Origin of the sequence: Adhaeribacter pallidiroseus, from assembly GCF_003340495.1 — a bacterium.
Taxonomy (GTDB): domain Bacteria; phylum Bacteroidota; class Bacteroidia; order Cytophagales; family Hymenobacteraceae; genus Adhaeribacter; species Adhaeribacter pallidiroseus.
Map to the genome: position 1 here is coordinate 62,392 of NZ_QASA01000001.1, position 21,418 is coordinate 83,809.

The 21,418-nt window shown below is 44.4% G+C and carries 15 protein-coding genes; 11 read left to right on the forward strand and 4 right to left on the reverse strand.

Annotated features, from left to right (window positions below; translation table 11 throughout):
• Window positions 1–273 precede the first annotated feature (273 nt).
• The 4 genes from AHMF7616_RS00215 to AHMF7616_RS00230 all read right to left on the reverse strand — a co-directional run bounded on the left by AHMF7616_RS00215 (window position 274) and on the right by AHMF7616_RS00230 (window position 5,269).
• Window positions 274–1,989, reverse strand: coding sequence for a GMC oxidoreductase (locus AHMF7616_RS00215; protein WP_115371052.1), 1,716 nt, complete (start codon window positions 1,987–1,989; stop codon window positions 274–276).
• Entirely contained in the window at window positions 1,989–2,531 is a 543-nt protein-coding gene (locus AHMF7616_RS00220) for a gluconate 2-dehydrogenase subunit 3 family protein (RefSeq protein WP_233507219.1), read from the reverse strand. Before AHMF7616_RS00220 ends, AHMF7616_RS00215 begins: the two co-directional genes overlap by 1 nt.
• A 185-nt stretch (window positions 2,532–2,716) precedes the next feature.
• A complete protein-coding gene (locus tag AHMF7616_RS00225; RefSeq protein ID WP_115371054.1) occupies window positions 2,717–4,297 on the reverse strand; it encodes a TolB family protein in 1,581 nt (526 codons plus the stop codon).
• Between the two features lie 99 nt (window positions 4,298–4,396).
• Window positions 4,397–5,269, reverse strand: a complete 873-nt coding sequence (locus AHMF7616_RS00230) for an AraC family transcriptional regulator (protein WP_115371055.1) — start codon at window positions 5,267–5,269, stop codon at window positions 4,397–4,399.
• A 395-nt stretch (window positions 5,270–5,664) separates the two neighbouring features.
• Here AHMF7616_RS00230 and AHMF7616_RS00235 point away from each other — a divergent pair, with 395 nt between their 5' ends.
• The 11 genes from AHMF7616_RS00235 (at window position 5,665) to AHMF7616_RS00285 (ending at window position 21,362) form a co-directional block, all read left to right on the forward strand.
• On the forward strand, window positions 5,665–6,843 hold the full coding sequence (locus tag AHMF7616_RS00235) for a glycoside hydrolase family 26 protein (protein WP_115371056.1): 1,179 nt from the start codon (window positions 5,665–5,667) through the stop codon (window positions 6,841–6,843).
• Between the two features lie 43 nt (window positions 6,844–6,886).
• A complete protein-coding gene (locus tag AHMF7616_RS00240) occupies window positions 6,887–8,761 on the forward strand; it encodes a sodium:solute symporter family protein (protein WP_115371057.1) in 1,875 nt (624 codons plus the stop codon).
• A gap of 156 nt (window positions 8,762–8,917) precedes the next feature.
• The gene (locus AHMF7616_RS00245) at window positions 8,918–10,132 is read left to right on the forward strand and encodes a glycoside hydrolase family 130 protein (RefSeq protein ID WP_115371058.1); all 1,215 of its coding nucleotides are present in this window, start codon (window positions 8,918–8,920) and stop codon (window positions 10,130–10,132) included.
• Window positions 10,132–11,358, forward strand: a complete 1,227-nt coding sequence (locus tag AHMF7616_RS00250) for an AGE family epimerase/isomerase (RefSeq protein ID WP_115371059.1) — start codon at window positions 10,132–10,134, stop codon at window positions 11,356–11,358. Before AHMF7616_RS00245 ends, AHMF7616_RS00250 begins: the two co-directional genes overlap by 1 nt.
• 77 nt (window positions 11,359–11,435) lie before the next feature.
• A complete protein-coding gene (locus AHMF7616_RS00255; RefSeq protein WP_115371060.1) occupies window positions 11,436–11,936 on the forward strand; it encodes a cupin domain-containing protein in 501 nt (166 codons plus the stop codon).
• 534 nt (window positions 11,937–12,470) lie between these two features.
• Window positions 12,471–13,595 (forward strand): glycoside hydrolase family 27 protein, encoded by a 1,125-nt coding sequence (locus AHMF7616_RS00260; protein ID WP_115371061.1) that lies wholly within the window; start codon window positions 12,471–12,473, stop codon window positions 13,593–13,595.
• A gap of 628 nt (window positions 13,596–14,223) precedes the next feature.
• On the forward strand, window positions 14,224–17,061 hold the full coding sequence (locus AHMF7616_RS00265; protein ID WP_115371062.1) for a glycosyl hydrolase: 2,838 nt from the start codon (window positions 14,224–14,226) through the stop codon (window positions 17,059–17,061).
• 300 nt (window positions 17,062–17,361) lie between these two features.
• Complete coding sequence (gene mgrA, locus AHMF7616_RS00270; protein ID WP_115371063.1) at window positions 17,362–18,351, forward strand: L-glyceraldehyde 3-phosphate reductase; 990 nt, start codon at window positions 17,362–17,364, stop codon at window positions 18,349–18,351.
• A gap of 391 nt (window positions 18,352–18,742) precedes the next feature.
• A complete protein-coding gene (locus tag AHMF7616_RS00275) occupies window positions 18,743–19,228 on the forward strand; it encodes a tetratricopeptide repeat protein (RefSeq protein WP_115371064.1) in 486 nt (161 codons plus the stop codon).
• Between the two features lie 14 nt (window positions 19,229–19,242).
• Window positions 19,243–20,571 carry a histidine kinase dimerization/phosphoacceptor domain -containing protein gene (locus tag AHMF7616_RS00280; protein ID WP_158546063.1) on the forward strand — a complete coding sequence of 443 codons (1,329 nt, stop codon included), beginning with the start codon at window positions 19,243–19,245 and terminating at the stop codon, window positions 20,569–20,571.
• On the forward strand, window positions 20,571–21,362 hold the full coding sequence (locus AHMF7616_RS00285; protein ID WP_115371066.1) for a response regulator: 792 nt from the start codon (window positions 20,571–20,573) through the stop codon (window positions 21,360–21,362). The genes AHMF7616_RS00280 and AHMF7616_RS00285 overlap by 1 nt, the downstream gene beginning before the upstream one ends.
• The last annotated feature ends 56 nt before the right edge of the window (window positions 21,363–21,418 follow it).

Here is a 21,418-nt window from a genome sequence, read left to right on the forward strand (position 1 = left end):
TAAGTAAAACGCATTTGAGAATTCTATTACTAGCCAACTTCTAAATCATTTAGCTACTAGCAAAGATACCAGTTTGGCTATGGAGGGCCTTCTAAGGTTCCGGTGCGTAGCATTCCGAGGTACGAGGAAAACAAGCTTAGACTGCCCGAGAGAGGCAAACGAGGCCCGCCAGCCAGGAGGCAAACTCACCCCGTTCAAACACGATGGAACCGCCGCCTGGAGGCTGGAACAGACTCCAAAGAAAAACTTTCGCGTTTGTAATTAAATTAAATTTTAAATATTCCCCTTCTTCATTTCCTTCACCGCATAATCAGCAGACCGAGCCGTAAAAGCCATGTACGTCAGCGAAGGATTCTGCGTAGCCGTAGACGTCATGCAAGCCCCATCGGTCACAAACACATTTTTACAAGCGTGCATCTGGTTCCATTTATTCAGGATAGAGGTTCTCGGGTCTTTGCCCATGCGCACACCGCCCATTTCGTGGATATCGGAGCCCGGAGCACTTTTGGAATCGACGGGTTTAATGTTGGTGAAACCGGCTTTAGTGAACATTTCGGTGAATTGCTCCAGGTAATCCTGAATCATTTTTTCGTCATTATCGTCGAAGGCTACCGAGAAGCGCATTTGCGGAATGCCATAAGGGTCTTTTAATGTTTTATCCAACGTTACAAAATTGCTTTCCTTCGGAATGGTTTCGCCCATCATCCAGGAGCTAACGTTCCAGGGACCTAGAACCGGGTTCAATAATTGCTCTTTCAGGGTAGCACCAATCCCTTCTTTATTCTGAATCATGCCCCGACCGCCGCCAAATCCGGCCGCATAACCCCGCAGAAAATCTGTTTCTTGCTTGTGTACGTTCCGGAAACGGGGAATGTAGGAGTGATTCGGGGTTTTGCCATCGGTGGTTTTATCCATTAAACCTTCGAACTGCGCCGAGATGCGGGCCCGGTAATTATGGAAAGCTACGTATTTGCCCAACACGCCACTGTCGTTACCCAAACCATTTTCAAAACGCGACGAAGTAGAGTTTAGTAAAATTAAATTGGTATTCAAGGCCGAAGCATTCACGAAAATAATTTTGGCGTAGTACTCCAGCATTTCTTTGGTATTGGCATCTACTACGCGTACGCCTGTAGCCTGGCCTTTTTTATCGTCGTAAATAATAGAATGCACCACCGAATGCGGCCGTAAGGTCATCTTGCCGGTTTTAGCAGCCCAGGGCAGGGTAGAAGCGTTGCTGCTGAAATAACCGCCAAAGGGGCAGCCCCGCACGCACAACGCCCGGTGCTGGCACTTGGCCCGGCCTTGCTGGTAATGCACTTCTTTCGGCTGAGTCAGGTGGGCACAACGACCCTGAATCATTTGCCGGTCTTGGTAATTTTTAGCAATTTGGTCCTTAAAATAAGCATCTACGCAGCTCATTTCGGTAGCGGGTAAAAACTCACCATCGGGTAGGTGGGGCAAACCATCTTTATTGCCCGAGATACCGGCAAACTTTTCGACGTAGCTGTACCAAGATGCCAGATCTTTGTAGCGGATGGGCCAGTCTACGGCAAAGCCGTCGCGGGCCGGGCCTTCAAAGTCGAAATCGCTCCAGCGTTGGGTTTGGCGCGCCCACAACAACGATTTGCCGCCCACGTGGTAGCCGCGCGTCCAGTTAAACGGTTTATCTTCAATGTAAGGCTGTTCCCCGTCCTTCACCACAAAATGCATGGTGGCTTCGTTAAACAAACCTCGTTTCTGGCTTTCTATCGGGTTTTGCTTCTTTATTTCCAAAGGAACCTGGCCCCGATGTTCAAATTCCCATGGGTTTAAGTTGGCCGTGGGGTAATCAATTACGTGTTTTACATCCCGACCGCGTTCCAGTACCAAGGTTTTCAAGCCTTTACCGGTTAATTCTTTGGCGGCCCAACCGCCGCTAATGCCCGAGCCAATAACGATGGCGTCGAAGGTCATTTCTTTTACTGCGTCTATTGATAAATTTGCCATTATTTCTGTAACTGAGCTTGGGGAGTAGGCGCCGGAACACAGCCGTAAAAATGTCCCGGAATCATCTTGTAATTGGTGTGATTGGTTAAGTAATATTCGGAAGTAAGGTAGCCTTGCAAGGTTAAGTCTTTCACCAGCTTGTAAAACGAAGCCCAGTTCGGGTCGATGGAAATTTCCATGGTGGTTAAAATTTCTTCGCGTTGCTTGGTGTCGCAGGTAGCAAACGTTTTGGCGTAGGTTTGTTTCGCTAATTGCTCCGCCGTGGCTAAACCTTTTACTACGTTTTCCTGTACCTCGGGCTCATAGCAATCCGCAATCATTTTGTGCACGAACGTATAAATTTTTAAATCTTTAGCTCCGGGCGTATTGGTAGCTGGCAGAATGGTTTCGGTAATTTCGGCCAGCAAAGCTTCCTGCTCCGACGATAAGTAAGACTTTAGAGATTGGATAGAAGTGGCGCTCCAGCTATCGGCCCAGGCTGGCAGTGCCAGCAAACTCCCGAATGCTAAAGCCATGTTTTTAAGAGCTACTCGTCTTTTCATTTTTAAAATTTCAGCTAATTATTGTATACTCAGGCATTGTTTGTTAATGGTTGTTCGAAGAAATAAAGGCTGTAGTTCAATAAGGTATTATATTTTATTCGTATTCGCTAAATTAACCGGTATAAAGGGCCGCCCAAAATTCTGAAATCAACCGGCATTTTTTAAATTTTCGATGCCTTGTGGGCTTACTTTGCTTTTTCTGCAATTGGGGTAGCCGCTTTTTCAGAGTTACTCACAAAAGAAATAAATTTACTATCCGGCGACCACGAATTAACATTGATCGTTCCTTGTCCGCCGTACAGGTAAGCCATTACCCGGGGCGCACCGCCGGTAGTGGGTAACAGCCGCAAGGTTACCCGCTGGTAACTAGGGTGAGCATTCGGGTCGATGTCCGTGGGGAACGAAATATAAGCAATCCATTTGCCATCCGGCGAAATATGCGGGAACCAGTTGTGGTTTTCGTCGAAGGTGATTTGTTCTTTACCCGAACCATCCGGCTTCATCCGCCAGATTTGCATAGTACCGGTAGGGTTGGCGTTATAATAAATATACTTGCCATCCGGCGAGTATTCCGGGCCGTCTACGTGACCGGCAGTATTTTTGGTGAGCGCTTCTTCTTTGCCGTTGTTTATATTTGCCCGGTAAATGTTATAAATTTTGCTGCCATTGCGTTGGCCTACAAAAACTACATCCTTGTTATTGGTGGCCCAACCGTGCCAATAAGATGGCGATTCCTGGGTTATTAATTTCGGGGTGCCGCCAGTTAAAGGCAAAACGTACACGTACGAACCGCCGGTTGCACCTTCTTTACCGCCGCTAATGGCTAGTTGCTTGCCGTCGAAAGAAATGCCGTGGTCGTTATTAATGCGGGAAACGGTGCCGGTATTTAGTTTTTCCGGAGTGCCGCCGGTAACCGGAATGGTGAATAAGGCCCCGCCTTCGTTATAGAGCAATTTTTTACCGTCTGGCATCCAGTTTGGCGCTTCAAATTTGCCGCTAGATTCCTGAATCACTTTACGTTTACCATCCGCAATGGTCATGATTTCCAGACGGCAACCCAGTACATCCTGCGTTTTAGGTAAAAGTTTTTGAATTTGTGGGTTCGGGTGATAAATACTAGCCACTGGTTTATCGATGCGGACATTCCAAACTTTGGCTTCCTGTACATCGTCGGGGTTGTGCGACGAAATAAACAAACCCGCTAGCACCGCATCGGGCAGATCGGGCATCTCGTGCGAACCTACTTCTTGCAAAGGTTCGCCCCAGTTGGCTACGCGCATTATCATTTTCTTGCCGCTACGCTCCAGTTGAATTACCTGAAAAACGGTTTTCTTAGAGTAAAAAATTTCGTCTTGGGGGTCGCGCATGAAAGCGCCACGCAAAGGCCGCCACTGTAAAACGGTTAAACCGTCGCCGTGCACTACCGCGTTCATACTGGCCGCCGCTTCGTCCGCCGATTCCCGCACCATCCAACCGATTTTGCGGTGCGGATCGCCTTTCTGGCCCATAAATTCAAAATGGGCGGTTAAGATAAAATCCCCCTGAATGTGATTATAAAGGTAGTGAAATTCATCGCGGTTAAACCAGATATTACTGCCGCCGCCTCTTATAGTATAGGTTTGTGTATTAGAGTCGTAAGTAGCACTCCCGGTCATTTTAGGTTTTCCAACATCGGCGTTGTTTTGAAAAATACCCACTGGGTTTGTTTGAGCGAATGCACTCGAACCAATTAAAAAAAGCAGGGCAATTGATAAAAGTTTAGCCATCAGTACAATAAAGAGTTGAATAAGTGAAAATGCGTATAAGTTAAGCAGTTACGCGTTAGAAATTTTAAATTTTTTTAAATTTTTCGTTGCAGCAATGTATTAAATGTAAACGCGGCTACCAGAATAATTTTGGCGAAATTCTTTAGGCGTACACCCGTTTTTTTTGCGAAATATCCGGTTAAAATAAGATAGATTGTTAAAGCCGCAGTTATACGAAATTTCGGCAATGGTTTGGGTAGTGTCAATTAACATTCGCGAGGCGTGGCCCAACCGGATTTGGTTTAAACTTTCGATGAAGGTTTTGCCAGTCCGTTTCTTAATAAACCTACTAAACGATACTTCCGGCATATTTACCACGGCGGCTACATCGGCTAAGGAAATTTCTTTATTATAATTGGCCTGCATAAATTCAAACGCTTTTTCGATACGCCGGCTGTGGTAGTTAAATTGTTCCGAGGTAAAAGACGAGTTAGACAAAGAACGCATATTCGACGACACGGATAAATCGTGCAGAATAGAAATTAATTCCAGAACCGAGTCGAAACCAGTTTTTTGCGTCAGCTTTTCTAAACGGGGCCGGAACTTTTCGGTGGTTTCGGGCGGGAAAGCAATGCCTTTGCTGGACCGTTCGAGTAAGTTGCGAATAAAACTTAGCTGATTGCGCTGCAAAAACTTTTCGTCGAACAAATCCGAGTGAAACTGCAGGGTAATTTCAAAAATTTCCTTGCTTTTGCACTGGTGCGTAAACCAGCCGTGCGGCAAATTACTGCCTACCAAAACCAACTCTAAATCATCAATTACCTCTACGTGGTCGCCTACTACCCGTTTGGTGCCGGCGGCATTGGCAATAAAGTTCAACTCAAACTCGTCGTGGTAATGCAGCGGGAAATTAAATTCCTCTTTAATCCGGTGAAAAACGGTAAAACAATCATTTTGAGTAAGCGGCGTAATTTCGCGGTAAATGGTATTCATTAAAACCTTATTCTTATTGAATTCTATTTAATTAATACGTAAATATTTTGGTAAATTGATAAAATAATATCACTATTTTTCGCATACATTTATTAAAGTTTTAGACATTTAACCATTATTGGCCTCATGTATATAAAGTACTAATAACGTCTAATTTAGTTGGGTATACTATATAAATAATTGAAAATTAGCTTAATCATTCTGTTTTTTTACTGCTTGTTAAGATTGCAGTTTAGTTGGTATAACTTATCCAAAAATTAAAAATTTATTTTTACAAAGAAAAATAATTGGCGTTTTGGGCAAATAATTGATAAAATAGTATTACAATTCTGAAGTTAATTAAATATAAATTTGTTTTTCTGATGTATGCTGATTTGTAGTTAAGAAGGAATAATATGGCGTTTACCTACCAGCGGTTTTATGAAAAGCTAATTTGTTTTACTACCCACCGAAAGCCACTTATTGTATTACTGGCTTTTGGACTTTACTATTCTTCCGTTTCAGCTTTAGCGCAATCCTTACCCATTAACCCTAAAGCTACTACCGAAACTAAAAACCTGTTTGCGAATTTACAGCGGCTAGCTGGTAAAGGTGTGCTATTTGGCCACCACGATGATTTAGCTTACGGTATCGGGTGGAAAGACCAACCCGGCCGCTCCGATGTGCAGGCGGTAGCGGGCGAATACCCGGCGGTTTTTGGTTGGGAAATCGGGAAGCTGGAGTTTAACCATTCCATTAGTATTGATAGCGTGCCGTTTGCAAAAATGCGGGCGTATATCCAACAGGTATATGCCCAGGGAGGGGTAAACACTATTAGCTGGCATTTAAATAATCCGGTGCAACCCGCTAAAACCAGCTGGGACAAAGCGGATTCTACAGTTATTAAATTGTTTGCCGATAACAAGGCACTGAAACGCTACGAAGGCTGGTTAGATCATGTGGCCGATTTTATGAAAAGCCTGAAAAGCGCAGAAGGCGAAGCGATACCCATTATATTCCGGCCGTACCACGAGCATACCGGCAGTTGGTTCTGGTGGGGCCGCGGCCACGTAGCGCCTCCGTATTACGTGAAACTCTGGCGTTTTACCGTGGATTATTTGCGCAAAAAGAAAGTAAATAACTTATTGTACGCTTACTCTACCGATAGATTTACATCGCGCGAAGATTACCTGCAAAACTGGCCCGGTGATGATTATGTAGATATTATAGGATTTGATTTATACCACCGCCCGGAATCGGATCCTTATAACACCTTTGTAGCCGATGCCCGCCGCATGGTCGAAACCGTAAGGCAAATTGGCCAGGAAAAACGCAAGGTGTGGGCCTTTACCGAAACGGGCCAGGAAAGGGTGCCTTTTGCTAACTGGTGGACCGGATTTTTACTGCCCATTATTCAGGATGCTGGTTTATCGTACGTAATGGTGTGGCGCAACGCCCGCTTAAATCACTTCTACGCGCCGTACCCGGAGCACGTGAGTGCCAGAAATTTTAAATTATTTGCTACTAATCCCAAGGTTCTGTTGCAAACCAAAACGGCCGCCGAAAACTTGTATGCTCCCGTGCCGGCTCATTAAAAATTATCTCACCTTATACTTACCCTATAAAATTAATACCTGAATGAAATTAACCACCGGTGATATTTGCATTATTCTGGTTTACCTGGTAGCTGTTATTGTGCTGGGGTTGGTGCTGAAGAAAAGAGCTTCGAAGGATAAAGAAGCCTACATGCTGGGCGGTAAAACCTTGCCGTGGTACATGCTGGGCTTATCCAATGCTTCGGATATGTTTGATATTTCGGGCACCATGTGGATGGTAACATTGGCGTTTGTGTACGGCATGAAAAGCCTCTGGATTCCGTGGTTGTGGCCGGTTTTCAACCAAATTTTTATGATGATGTATTTATCAGTCTGGTTGCGGCGGTCGAACGTAACTACCGGCGCCGAATGGATAAATACGCGTTTTGGCTATGGCAAAGGGGTATTGGCTTCGCATACCATTGTGGTGGTTTTTGCCATTCTGAGCTGTTTGGGTTTTCTGGCCTATGGTTTTGTGGGCTTAGGTAAGTTTGTGGAGATATTTATTCCGTTTAGCAGCGTTTCGCCTTATTTGCCATTCTCGGTACCGGCCGAATACGTAGCCCACTTTTACGGCATTGTTTTTACGGCTTTTGCGGTATTCTACGCCATCTTGGGCGGCATGACCAGTATTGTAATTGGGGATGTGCTCAAGTACGTGATTATGACCATTGCGGCCGTAGTAATTGCTTACATCGCGATGCAGAACCTGGCGGTAAAGAGTTTGAATGTGCCGGAAGGATGGTTTACACCGTTCTTTGGCTCCACCTTGAACGATTTAAACTGGACCGGTATTATAAACGAAGTAAACGATAAAATACGGGAAGATAAGTACACCTTATTCGGGGTTTTCTTCATGATGATGACCTTTAAAGGTATTTTGGCTAGTTTGGCCGGTCCGGCCCCGAACTACGATATGCAGAAAGTGCTTTCCACGAAATCGCCGCAGGATGCGGCTAAAATGAGTGGTTTTGTATCTATTTTTTTGCTGCCGGTACGTTACGCCATGATTATGGGATTTACCGTGTTGGCTTTGCTGCACTACGACCAGCTTAATCTGCAATCAGCCACCGGTATTGACTTTGAAAGAATATTACCCGCGGCTATTCTGCAATTTGTACCAGCCGGTTTAATGGGGTTGCTTTTGGCTGGTTTACTCGCCGCTTTCATGGGTACTTTTGCGGGTACACTTAACGCTGCCCAAGCCTACATCGTTAATGATATTTACCTCAAATACGTGAATCCGAATGCCTCCAACAAACGCATCAGCAATATGAATTATATTACTGGTTTAGGGGTAGCCATAGTGGGCGTATTAATGGGCTTGTTTGCAAAAGACGTAAACAGCATTCTGCAATGGATTGTATCGGCACTGTACGGTGGTTATGTAGCGGCTAATGTTTTAAAATGGCATTGGTGGCGCTTTAACGCTACGGGCTTCTTCTGGGGTATGCTGGCGGGTATTGTGCCGGCTTTAATATTACCCCTGGTTTTTAAAGAAACATTAGAATTGTATTATTTTCCGGTATTATTCCTGTTGTCTTTGGCTGGCTGTATTATTGGCTCCTTATCAACTCCTGCTACCGAAGAAGCTACTCTAAAGTCTTTTTACAAAACCATTCGGCCCTGGGGATTTTGGAAACCAATTGATGCTTTAGTTAAAAAAGAAGATCCTGCGTTCGAGGAAAACAAGAATTTTAAATTAGACGCCTTTAACGTGGTCATCGGGGTAATCGCGCAATGCTGCTTAACCTTGTTGCCCATGTACTTAATTACCCGCATGAACAGCCAGTTATTCGTAACCATTGCTATTTTGGCGGTATGTCTGGTTATTTTAAAGAAAACCTGGTGGAACCGGTTACCCCAAGATAACCCTACGTTCGAGAATAAACCCAAAAAGGCTTTTGCCGGGCATTAGATTCACCTTGTTATCTGTAAATAATTTAAAAAAACAGAGGGCCGGAACTGCCAAATGGCGGTATTTGCTTAACGACAGAATTTCTGGATTTAAGAATTTAACTTTTAATCTGCCTAACTGAAATTGCCCCATCCGTTATCAAAACAATTAACAAACATGAACTTTAAAGAACGATTAAACCAACTGGAAAAAGCATATACCAAACTAATTACCCGCCAAAACGAAAAGCAGGAGTTAGGCAATGGCATATACTACCGTTATAAATACCCCGTATTAACCGCGCAACACGCTCCAATTTTCTGGCGCTACGATTTAAACCCGGAAACCAATCCTTACTTAATGGAGCGTTTCGGGATAAATGCGGCCTTTAATGCCGGTGCTATTAAGCTGGGCGGTAAGTATTTGCTGGTGGTGCGGGTAGAAGGCCTGGACCGGAAATCGTTTTTTGCCGTTGCCGAAAGCCCGAACGGCACGGATAATTTTAAATTTTGGGACCACCCCGTTACCATGCCCGAAACCGAAGACCCGGATATTAACGTGTACGATATGCGCGTGGTGCAGCACGAAGATGGCTGGATTTACGGGTTATTCTGTACCGAACGCAAAGACCCCGATGCCAAACCCGGCGATGAGTCGTCGGCGTACGCGCAGTGCGGCATTGCCCGTACCCACGATTTAGTTACCTGGGAACGTTTACCCGACTTAAAAACCAATTCGCCGCAGCAACGCAACGTAGTTTTGCATCCTGCGTTTTACCACGGAAAGTATGCCCTCTATACCCGGCCGCAAGATTCTTTTATTGAAGCGGGTACCCGCGGCGGCATTGGTTTTGGCCTGACGGATTCCATGGAAAATGCCGTGGTAGACGAAGAAGTTATTATCGATGAAAAACGATACCACACCGTGTACGAAGTGAAAAACGGCCAGGGCCCGGCTCCCCTTAAAACGCAAAAAGGTTGGTTGCATTTAGCGCACGGCGTGCGAAATACCGCGGCCGGTTTGCGTTATGTGTTGTATTTATTCTTAACCGACTTACAGGATATTACCAAAGTGACGCACAAGCCGGCGGGTTATTTTATCGCTCCGGAAGGCAAAGAAAGGGTAGGAGATGTATCGAACGTAACGTTTGCCAACGGCTGGATTCTGGACGACGATGGCACCGTTTTTATTTACTACGCTTCCTCCGATACCCGCATGCACGTAGCCACCTCTACCCTGGACCAGCTGCTGGATTACGTAGTAAATACGCCGGAAGATGGTTTCCGGTCAGCCGCTTCGGTGCAGCAACTAAACGCCCTCATCGACCGCAACCTGGCGTATAGCGCCATACCGGGTAAAAATTTTATTTTAAAAACCAGTAAAGTTAGTTAATGGTAACTTCCCGGATAAATCATCCAGTAGCTGATAAACTGCACCAGTACCAAACCGAAGCCGAAGCCGAAATCCGGCGAATTTTAAATTTTTGGGTAGAACAGGCCCAGGACGAGCGCGGCGGATTTATTGGGCAAATGAATAGCCAAGGCCAGGTAAACCCCAGCGCCCCCAAAGGCAGCGTTTTAAATGCGCGCATTTTATGGTCTTTTTCGGCGGCTTACCGGCATACGCAAAGCGAGCAGTACCGGCAAATGGCCGACCGGGCTTTTAATTACCTGCTCACTTATTTCATCGATCAGGAGTTTGGCGGTACGTACTGGCAAGTTAGTGCAGCCGGCAAACCCCAAAATACCCGCAAACAAATTTACGGACTAGCCTTTACCATCTACGGTTTAAGTGAATATTACCTGGCCACTCAGAATAACCAAGCTTTAAAAGTGTGTCAGGAACTCTTCCAGTGGATAGAAAAACACAGCTACGATCAAGTCCAGGGTGGGTATTTAGAAGCATTTAGTCGGGAAGGTGAATTATTGGAAGATTTGCGACTCAGCGAGAAAGACCGCAATGACCCGAAAACCATGAATACGCACCTGCATATTCTGGAGGCTTACGCCAATTTATACCGCATCTGGCCGGATAAATTTTTAAAAAATCAACTCGAAAAGTTAATTTGGGTTTTCCTTAACCATATTATCGACCGCGAAACCGGCCATTTAAAACTGTTTTTATCCACTAATTGGGCTTCTACCGCCAACCTGGTTTCTTACGGGCACGATATTGAAGCTTCGTGGCTTTTAGAAGAAGCTGCCGAGGTATTAGGCAATCCAGAATTACTCGTGGCAGTAAAAGCGGTGGCGGTGCAAATGGCCCGGGCTACCATCGAAGGCATTCAACCGGATGGCAGCTTGTACCACGAATGGAATAAAGACACCACCCATTACGACACCCATCGCGAATGGTGGGTAAGCGCCGAAGCCATGGTGGGATTTCTAAATGCTTATGGGATAACCGGCGAAGAAGCTTTCCTGGAAAAATCTTTACATTCCTGGCAGTTTATTCAGAAGTATATTCTGGATAAACACTATGGCGAATGGCTTTGGGGCGTATTCGATGATTATACCCCAATGATGGCCGAAGATAAAATTGGCTTTTGGAAGTGCCCGTACCACAATACGCGGGCTTGTTTAGAAGTAGTTAACCGGTGTAAAACTTTATTAAAGTAAATTATTCAGAGATAGTCCAGCAGCAGTTCTTATTTTTAAACCCGATAGAATACAAGAATATAATAGAATTATAAGGCATGTCAGAAAAAAGTAAGGAAGTTATTTTTAAGGAAATTGAACAGCAATTAACGGAGCAACAATTTACCATTGATAAACAAGATCAAACTCGACCCTGGGGCGGTTTTTTTGTGATTAAAGAAAACCAGGCGCAACAATTTGCCGACTTGTATTTTGACGGGATGCCCATCGAAGATTTAAAAATCTCGGGTAAACTAAGCCCTAAAATCTTGGTAGTGGCCCCAGAGATGCGTCTGTCGTGGCAGTATCATCACCGCCGCGCCGAAATCTGGAAAGTGATCCAAGGCAAGGTAGGCGTAATTACCAGTCCCACCGACGACGAAGGGGAACTAAAAACCTACGCAGTAGGCGGCCTGATTACCCTGGAACAAGGCGAACGCCACCGCTTGGTTGGCCTAAATGACTGGGGCGTTTTGGCCGAAATCTGGCAACATACCGACGCCAGCAATCCTTCCGACGAAGAAGACATTATCCGGGTGCAAGATGATTTCGGCCGGTAAATTTTTTAATTTTTGGAGCATCAAGGCGCATAAGCTAAGCTCATAGACCAATGTTATTCATCAAAATTTAAAAAAATCACAGCAGAAATGTAAAAGACGGCAATAGCTAGGTGCAAGAATTATCGCTAACCTGTTCCGTTGCCCAGGGCGTTTCAGCGAAGTTGATTTTCGCTGATTCCCCAGAGAACATCCTCTCCTTCCCTGTTTTTAGGGAAGGTCCCGCAGGCGGAAGGGTTCTTGTGTCAAGACAAAAAGAACAAGACCTAAGTAATTCAAGTGAAAACCGTAGTTATGCGAACGTATTAATAAGTTTGAACGGCAAAATCAACCGCCCCTAACCCCTCCTTATCTCAGGAGGAGAACTTTAATAAATTATAGTTTAAAAAATAAATTATTTGAATTTTCCTTTGTAACACCAGTCTAATTTTTAATGAAAAGAATCTTTTTTTAGTAACCAGTTTCCTAGTAACCTGCTCCGCTTTCAGCCAAGGTAACAACTATGCCCAAAACTATAAAAAGTTTGACGGATTAGCCATGACGCCACCCATGGGCTGGAACAGCTGGAACAAATTCGCCTGCAACGTCGACGAAAACTTAATTAAACAAGTGGCGGATGCGATAGTAGCTACCGGGATGAAAGACGCGGGTTATACTTACATTAACATTGATGATTGCTGGCACGGCGAACGCGACAGTTTAGGTTTTATTCATCCGGATCCGAAGCGTTTTCCTTCCGGCATGAAAGCCTTAGCGGATTACATTCACTCGAAAGGTTTAAAAATGGGCGTTTATTCCGATGCGGGTTCCCAAACCTGCGGCGGCCGACCGGGTAGCCGGGGCTATGAATTTCAGGATGCTCAAATGTACGCTAAGTGGGGAGTAGATTATTTAAAGTACGACTGGTGTAATACCGAAGGCTTAAAAGCCGAAGGCGCTTACAAAACCATTACCGCTGCTTTACGCAAGGCAGGCCGACCGATGGTACTGAGTATCTGCGAATGGGGCAACGACAAACCCTGGATTTGGGGACCAACCGTGGGGCACTTATGGCGGACTACCGGCGATATCTATAATTGTTTTGATTGCATCAACGATCACGGTTCCTGGAAATCATGGGGTGTTATGCAGATATTGGATAAACAAGAAGGATTGCGCCAGTATGCCGGACCGGGTCATTGGAACGATCCGGATATGTTGGAGGTAGGTAACGGCATGCCCGAGCACCAGGACCGCGCGCACTTTACCATGTGGAGCATGATTGCCGCGCCGCTGATTGCCGGAAATGATCTCCGCAAGATGAGCAAAGAAACAATGGGCATTCTTACGAACAAGGAAGTTATTGCAATTAATCAGGATAAATTAGGCATTCAGGGTTTTAAATATGCCGCTAAAGATAGTGTTGAAACTTGGTTAAAGCCTTTAGATAATGATCAATGGGCAGTTGTGTTCCTGAACCGGAGCAAAACAGCTAAACCAGTGGAATTTGATTGGCAAAAAACTCCCATCACCGACGATTTTGCTAAAAGAGAACTAAATGCGGCTAAAACTACTTACAAGCTCCGTAACTTATGGACGAAGAAGGACGTGGGTACTACGAAAAAAGCATTTAAAGCTGCCATTCCCAAGCAAGATGTAGTGATGCTGTTGCTTTCGCAGTAAAAATTTAAAAAAATAGTTTTAATACCAGTTATACTACAAAGAAAGGCCCCGGTTTTCCGGGGCCTTTCTTTTAATAAAAAAAATCATTTAAATATTCTTTTTTAACAGAGTAGTAAGTGTAGGCGTCAGAATATTTTTAATCAACGTGCCGATGTAGGATTTTATAAATGAGTACTATAACTACAATTCATTTTTTTTAGCTATTAATACTTTTGGATTTATACTGATTGTTCCAGTATAACTTTCATAATCCGGCACCTATGGCTATCCTTCATTAAGTAATATTTCAAAAAAAGTAAATTTAAAAGTAAAAACAGAAAGGTCTCCTACAAAAACTACTAAAAGCATTTATACGGCCTGAAAATTTTAAAATTTTTAAAAATAAGATGAATGCACGCCTAGTTGTCTGGTTAATGTTAGATTTTGATAAAATAGTATTTAACCAAGGATATTAGAATAAGTAAATTTGAAATCAACTTGTTTAAACAAAATAACCTGTTGGTACGGCTATTTTTACTTCTTCTCACTTTAAACCTTAAAGCTTTTTATTTCAGAATGTGCCAGCCTAGTACAATAGATTAATCTATCCCGCAGCATTTTATTTTCTCACTTTTTAAAACCATTATTTATGCAACAAATTTATCTTTGGATAAAAAAAAGCAGCTACTATTTTTCCGGGATGGCTGCTCTTACCTTAAGTGTATTTTTAAATGTATCCGCCTTTGCGCAAGCTCCCGAAATTAAATTAGAAGCCGAAAATGCTACCTTAAACGGGGTGAGTATTGCGAATTCACCGGAGGGCTTTTCCGGTACTGGTTTTGCCTGGAATTTTGATAACAGCGCCGATAATATAACTTTTGACTTTAATGCAACCGCTGGCGAGTACGACCTTTCTATTATCTACTATTCGCCCTACGGCGAAAAAGGCTATGGTCTGGATGTAAATGGCGTTTCTGCTGACAAAATGTTTTCCGGTACCGGAAGTGGTTTTGGTTCTGTTTCGGCCGGTAAGTTTACCTTAAAAAACGGATCAAATACTATTAAAATAACAAACGGCTGGGGGTATTACGGTATTGATTATATTAAACTGGTACCCGCCGGCGAAAAACCAAAAACCATTGTGCCTCTGGTAGATGGCAAAGCCGAGGCCGAATTGGCTGACCGGAACGGAACGGATGTATCTGCCGATCCAAAGGGTTATTCCGGAACGGGTTACGTTACCAGTTTTGATGCAGCTACCGACCAGGTAAGTATTAGTTTTAAAGCGCCGGCTGGTTTATACGACCTGCAAATTGGTTATACGTCTCCGTACGGCGAAAAAGGTTTTGATTTTGTAGTAAACACCGAGAGCGGCAGCGGTATGTTTACGCCGGAAACCGGCTTTAAGGCCGTAGGCGTGGGTAAATTCCTGCTGAACGAAGGCGTAAATACCGTTACCATTACCCGGGGCTGGGGGTATTTTGGCATTGATTATATTAAAATAACGCCTTCTGTTCCGCCCGTGCCGCTTAAACCATCGAAGCAATTAACCAATGCTAACGCTACGCAGTCTACCCGTGCCTTGTTCTCGTACATGACGGATTTATACGGTAGCAAAACATTATCGGGGCAGTACGACGATGTTGATTACGTTTTAGAAAAAACCGGTAAAGAATCAGCTATTGGTGGCTTCGATTTAATAGAATATTCTCCTTCGCGGGTAGAAAATGGCTCCCGGCCAGCCGGAACTTCCGAAAGATATATTAACTGGGCCAAGAAAGGCGAGGGGAAAGGCATTTTATCGCTGGCCTGGCACTGGAACGCCCCCACCGATTTAATTAACCAGGCACCGGATAAGTTATGGTGGTCGGGGTTTTATACCAATGCTACTACGTTTGATATAGCGGCCGCTTTAGCTGATAAAAACAGCGAACGGTATAAATTATTAATCCGCGATATGGATGTAATTGCTGCGGAGCTCAAGAAGTTTCAGGATGCGGATGTGCCAGTATTGTGGCGGCCCTTGCACGAGGCCGCTGGTGGCTGGTTTTGGTGGGGCGCCAAAGGGCCCGAACCTTTAAAAGAACTGTGGCGCATTATGTACAATCGTTTCACCAATCACCATCATCTCAATAATTTAATTTGGGTGTACACTTTTACTGGTTCCGCGGATATGAATTGGTACCCTGGCGATGCTTACGTGGATATGGCGGGCATTGATATTTACTCCAACGACCCGTACGCGAGTTTAAGCGGCGATTGGGAAAATTTATTAAACAAGTTTAACGGCAAGAAACTAATATCTTTATCTGAATCGGGTACGTTGCCGGTAATGAACAAAGTACGGGCTTACGGTACCTGGTGGTCTTGGTTTGCGATCTGGAACGGGGATTATATTAAGAAACAACCCGTAGATGTGCTGCGGGCCGTTTACCACGACGAAGATGTAATAACCCGCGACGAACTGCCGAACTGGAGAATGTACGGCCGGCCAACTGTATCGGTAACGGCTCCGGCGAATAACGCGCAATTCCTGGTTTGCGAAACGCCGGTTCTTACTGCGCAAGCTGCCGATAAAGAAGGAAAAGTAGAACAAGTAGCTTTCTGGGCCAACGGTAATTTATTAGGCACCGATACTACTCCTGGTGATGGCTGGAAGCTGGATTGGAAAAATGCACCGGTAGGTACGTACCAGATTATAGCCGAAGCTACCGATAACGAAGGCAATTCTACTCCATCGGCCCCGGTAACTATTACCATTAAGCCCGATGTGGTCGCTCCGGTTATTACTTTAAAGGCTCCCAAAACAATTATCCCGGCCGAAGATCATTTACTCAAAACCATTAGCCTGAGCAGCTTTATAGCTTCGGTTACCGATAACTGCGGTCCAGCACCAATTGTCCGGATTCAATCGGTAAGCAGCGACGAAGCTGTAACTGGTGGAGGAAGTGGCAATACCAAGACCGATATTATTATTAGCCCGGATGGCCAATCGGTGCAGGTAAGAGCCGAACGGGCGGGTACTGGCGATGGCCGGGTATACGTGATTACCGTGGAAGCGATAGACCAGGCTGGTAATATAGGGCTGGCTACCTACCAGGTACAAGTACCAAAAAGTGCCAGTAAGGCTGCCATCGCGGGCGCTCCGGTATACACGGTTAAAGGTAATTATGCGAAGACCATTGCTTCCCGCAAAGAAACTGCGGCATCTTTGCCAGTTACAGTAACTCCGGCGGTAAAAGTTTACCCGAACCCCGCTAAAGGAAATTACTTAACCGTGGAGTTGTTTGCTCCCGAAAAACAGGAAGTGAACTTAACTTTACGTAACGCCAATTCCCAAAGCGCCGTAAACTCCCGCCATCAGGTACAAGCTGGCGTTAACCAAATTCAATTGCCGCTCACCCATGTGTCAGCTGGATTGTATATTCTGCAAATTCAAAATGGCCAAGAAGTTATATCCAGAAAAGTAGTGGTTTCTAAACAATAGCATCTTTTTTCTCCCGGAAGCAGCATCAAGTTTCTTGATGCTGCTTTTATTTTGCGCCTTACCTTGGTTGAGATTAATTTTTTTAAATTTTTGCTTATCTCAGGAGGATAAATAATCTAAAATTTAAAAAATACGTCTAATTCCTAGTCGGTATGGTACATGTACTTCTATTTAAGTAGTTGGTCGTTTTTAGTTGTTCGTTGTTAGATTGTTAATAAATTAATAATCAATTACTTAAACTCAGGTTTTTATCAACTTAATTTTGTCCTGTTACTTATAAATTATTAAATCAAAAATTTTATGGCTTATACTCCTGATTCAAATCGCTACGTAGCTATGCCTTATCGGCGTTGTGGTAAAAGCGGCTTAAAATTACCGGCCTTATCGCTCGGCTTGTGGCACAATTTCGGCCACGTAGATGTGCTCGAAAATTCCCGCAAAATTATTCATACGGCTTTTGATAAAGGCGTTACCCATTTTGATTTAGCCAATAACTACGGTCCGCCGCCCGGCTCCGCCGAAGAAAACTTCGGAAAAATTTTAAAGCAGGATTTAGCCCCTTACCGCGACGAATTAATCATTTCTTCTAAAGCGGGTTATACCATGTGGGATGGGCCTTACGGCGATTGGGGTTCTAAAAAATACCTGGTATCCAGTTTAGATCAAAGTTTGCAGCGCATGGGCTTAGAGTACGTGGATATATTTTACCACCACCGTCCCGACCCGGAAACCCCGCTGGAGGAAACCATGGGTACCTTGGATTTAATCGTACGGCAAGGAAAAGCCCTGTACGCGGGTATCTCTAATTACCGGCCCGAAGAAGCCGCCCAGGCCATTAGTATTTTAAAAAAACTAGGTACGCCGTGTCTGATTCATCAGCCCAAATATTCGATGTTCGAACGGTGGGTAGAAGAGGGGTTACTGGATTTACTGGAACAAGAAGGCGTCGGGTGTATTCCATTTTCGCCTTTAGCGCAAGGCTTACTCACGAATAAATACCTGGGCGGCATTCCCGCTGATTCTCGGGTGGCGAAAGAAACCGGGGCCTTACAAGAAAATCAGATCACCGAAGATAAGCTCTCGCAAATTAAAAGATTAAACGCCCTGGCCGAGCAACGCGGTCAGACTTTAGCGCAAATGGCTTTGGCCTGGCTGTTAAAAGATCCGCGTATTACTTCGGTATTAATTGGCGCCAGCAAACCCGAACAACTGCTCGATTCTTTAAAATGCCTGGAGAGCCCGGATTTTAGCTCCGATGAATTAAACGCTATAGAAGAAATTTTAAAATAATTCAGTTATTAGAATAAGATCAGCGGCACGCTGGCCTTATTCTAATTTACCCACCAGAATCTCGAAAAAAATACGAACGGGCAGGAACCGCCTAATTAAAAGCAAGTTAAAACTATATTAAAAGGCGCCATGGTAGAAGCAGAAACTGGCAGGCCCATAAGGGTAAATTTTTGAAAATAGCGGTTGAATAAGTTATCCGTAATGTGCTTTTTTAAAATTTTACCCTTAAGCTGCCCCGTACCAACATGGCTGTTGGTTGAGTAAATTTTAGTCGGGTTAAATTTGCTGTATCGGGTATAATTTTTTAATGTTTAAAGTTAAAATTACCAGGCTTGTTTTTGCGGAACAATACTACAAATAATGTATATTTCCAGGGTTTAACCCGCCTGCTTTGAACCGACAGCATTATTTTATTTATCTAATAGCTTCGTTGCTGACGAGTGTTGGCTGTGTATGGGCTTGTAAGCAAACAACCCAAGAAAAACCAACGGTAAATTCCGCCGTATCCCCGGCTCAAGAAATTAAATCGCTGTACGACTTGGGCTACCAGAACCTAACCGATATGGATACAGTAGGAGCGGTAGCGGAAATATTGCTGCAAATAGCACAAAAGGAACCCGATGCTTTATTAAAAGGAAAAATTTTAAAAGCTAAATATTTTTGGCTGACTGGTAGTTACCAAAATGCCATGCGGGATGGGGTGCAGGCTTTAGCTTTGGCCCAGCGCACCGAATTAAACCCCGAATTACCGGTTATCTACTCCATGTTGGGTAACCTGTATAAAGAGAAAAAAAACTACCCCAAAGCTCTGGAATGCGCGGAGAAAGGGCTGCAAGCAGCCCAAGCGCTAAAAGATACCACCAATATTATTTTTTAATACGGTTAAAAGCCATGTTTACGCGGAGTTACGGCACCGAAATAAAAGATACTGCTTTAATCACAAAATCCTTACCCATCCATTTAGCCGGCCTGCAATTAGCCGAAAGCTCCGATAAGTTTGAAAAGGACCGTACGCCTTATTATAATAATATTGCTCAGTATTACCTCTACGATCAGCAAGACTACCCGAAGGCTATTTATTACGGCAATAAGGCTTTAGCTATTGGTACCAAAAATAAGCAACTGGCTTCCTTGCATTATACCTATAATTGGTTGGGCGAAGCTTACTTTGCGCTCGGCGAAAGAACAAAAGGACTAAATTTTTTAAAAAAAGCTTTACAAACTGCCCAAAAGGTAAACAGGCCTTACCGGGTTATGGAGTTATACCAAGTACTTGCCCGTTACCACCAACAAACCGGCGATTACCAAAAAGCTTTACATTTATTTACCAAATACGATTTGCTACGCGACTCGCTGGCCTTGCTGGATAATTTACGCCAGATGAACGAACTGGAAGTACAATACCAGGCCGGTAAAAAAGATCAGGAAATTAATGTGCTGAAACAAATTCAGAAAACGAGGTCGCTGCAAATTTCCTGGACTTTAGGCGTTATTGGTATTTTAGTAGTATCGGGCGTTGTTTTTGGTCTCCAATTCCGCACCATCCAACAAAAAAACCGTTTGCTGCATACCCAAAACGGGCAAATTAACGAACAAGCCGAACAGTTAAAACTGCTGATGAAAGAGCTGCACCACCGGGTAAAAAATAATCTACAGATTGTATCGAGCTTGTTGCGTTTGCAATCGAACCGGCTGGTAGACGAAGACGCCCGGAAAGCCGTGAAAGTCGGGCGGCAACGCATTGAGGCCATGTCGTTAATTCACCGGAGCTTATACCAGCAAAACAACCCGAACCTGGTAAATATGCGCGAGTACATCACCGATTTGCTCGAAAGTTTAATGGAAAGTTTTGGGGTAGACAAAGCGCAGTTAAATTTAAAATTATGCATATCCGTGGCCGAACTGGACGTAGACAAAGCGTTACCGCTGGGTTTAATTATTAACGAATGGGTGACCAACGCTTTTAAATACGCCTACCAGCAAGTGCCCGAACCGCAGTTACAGGTTGAACTCCATAATACCAATGGCCTGCAATTACTTATCCGGGATAACGGGCCGGGTTTACCGGCTACTGTCTGGGAAAAACCGCAAACTTCGTTTGGTTTAAAATTAGTGAAAGTACTCAGCAAGCAATTAAACGGTACCTGCGCCGTAGAAAATCAGGGGGGAACTACTTTTAAGTTGCACATTCCGGAAGTAATTTTAAAAAAAGCAAGCTGATGAACCATCCAGACGGCCGGGTGCACATCTTAATCGTAGAAGACGAAGGTATATTGGCCTTAGGCCTGGAAGACACCTTGCTGCAGGACGGTTACCAGGTGGCCGGGATTGCCGATAACGGGCCGGAAGCCATGGCTTTGTTAAAAGAAAATCCCGTAGATCTGGTTTTACTCGATATTCATATTAAAGGCGACTGGGACGGCATTGAAACGGCCCGGCAAATTCGCGCCATTAAAGATATTCCGTTTATTTACCTCACCGCCTTTGCCGACGAAGCCACCGTGAACCGCGCGAAAGATACGTTTCCGGCCGCTTACCTTACCAAACCCTACCAGCCGGCCAACCTGCGCATTGCCATCGAAATGGCCCTGCACCAATTCGCTTTCCGGAAATCCACCACCGAAGCCAAAGTAATTCCGTTGAACAAACCCGTCGAAAAAGACAAAACCAACCCTTCCGCTGAAACCATTCTGGCTATTAACGATGCTATTTTTGTAAAGCAAAACTACCGCTTCCTCAAGATTGTTCTGACCGATATTTTGCTGCTGGAGGCCGACAGTAATTTTACCTACATCTACACCCGCGAGAATAAATTTATTTTGCGTTGCGCCCTGCAACACGTCCTCGAAAAAATAAACTTACCCCAGTTAATCCGGGTGCACCGGTCCTTTGCCGTTAATCTGCAGCACCTCGAAACCTTTAACGATAGCTTTATCGTGATTGGTAAGCACGAAGTGCCGCTGGGCCGCAACTACAAAGAAGAATTTTTTAAAAATTTTAATTTTTTGTAGTTCTTCGTTCGCATACAACCTTTCTTTTTTCGCATACAAACCAGTGCTGTTAGCAT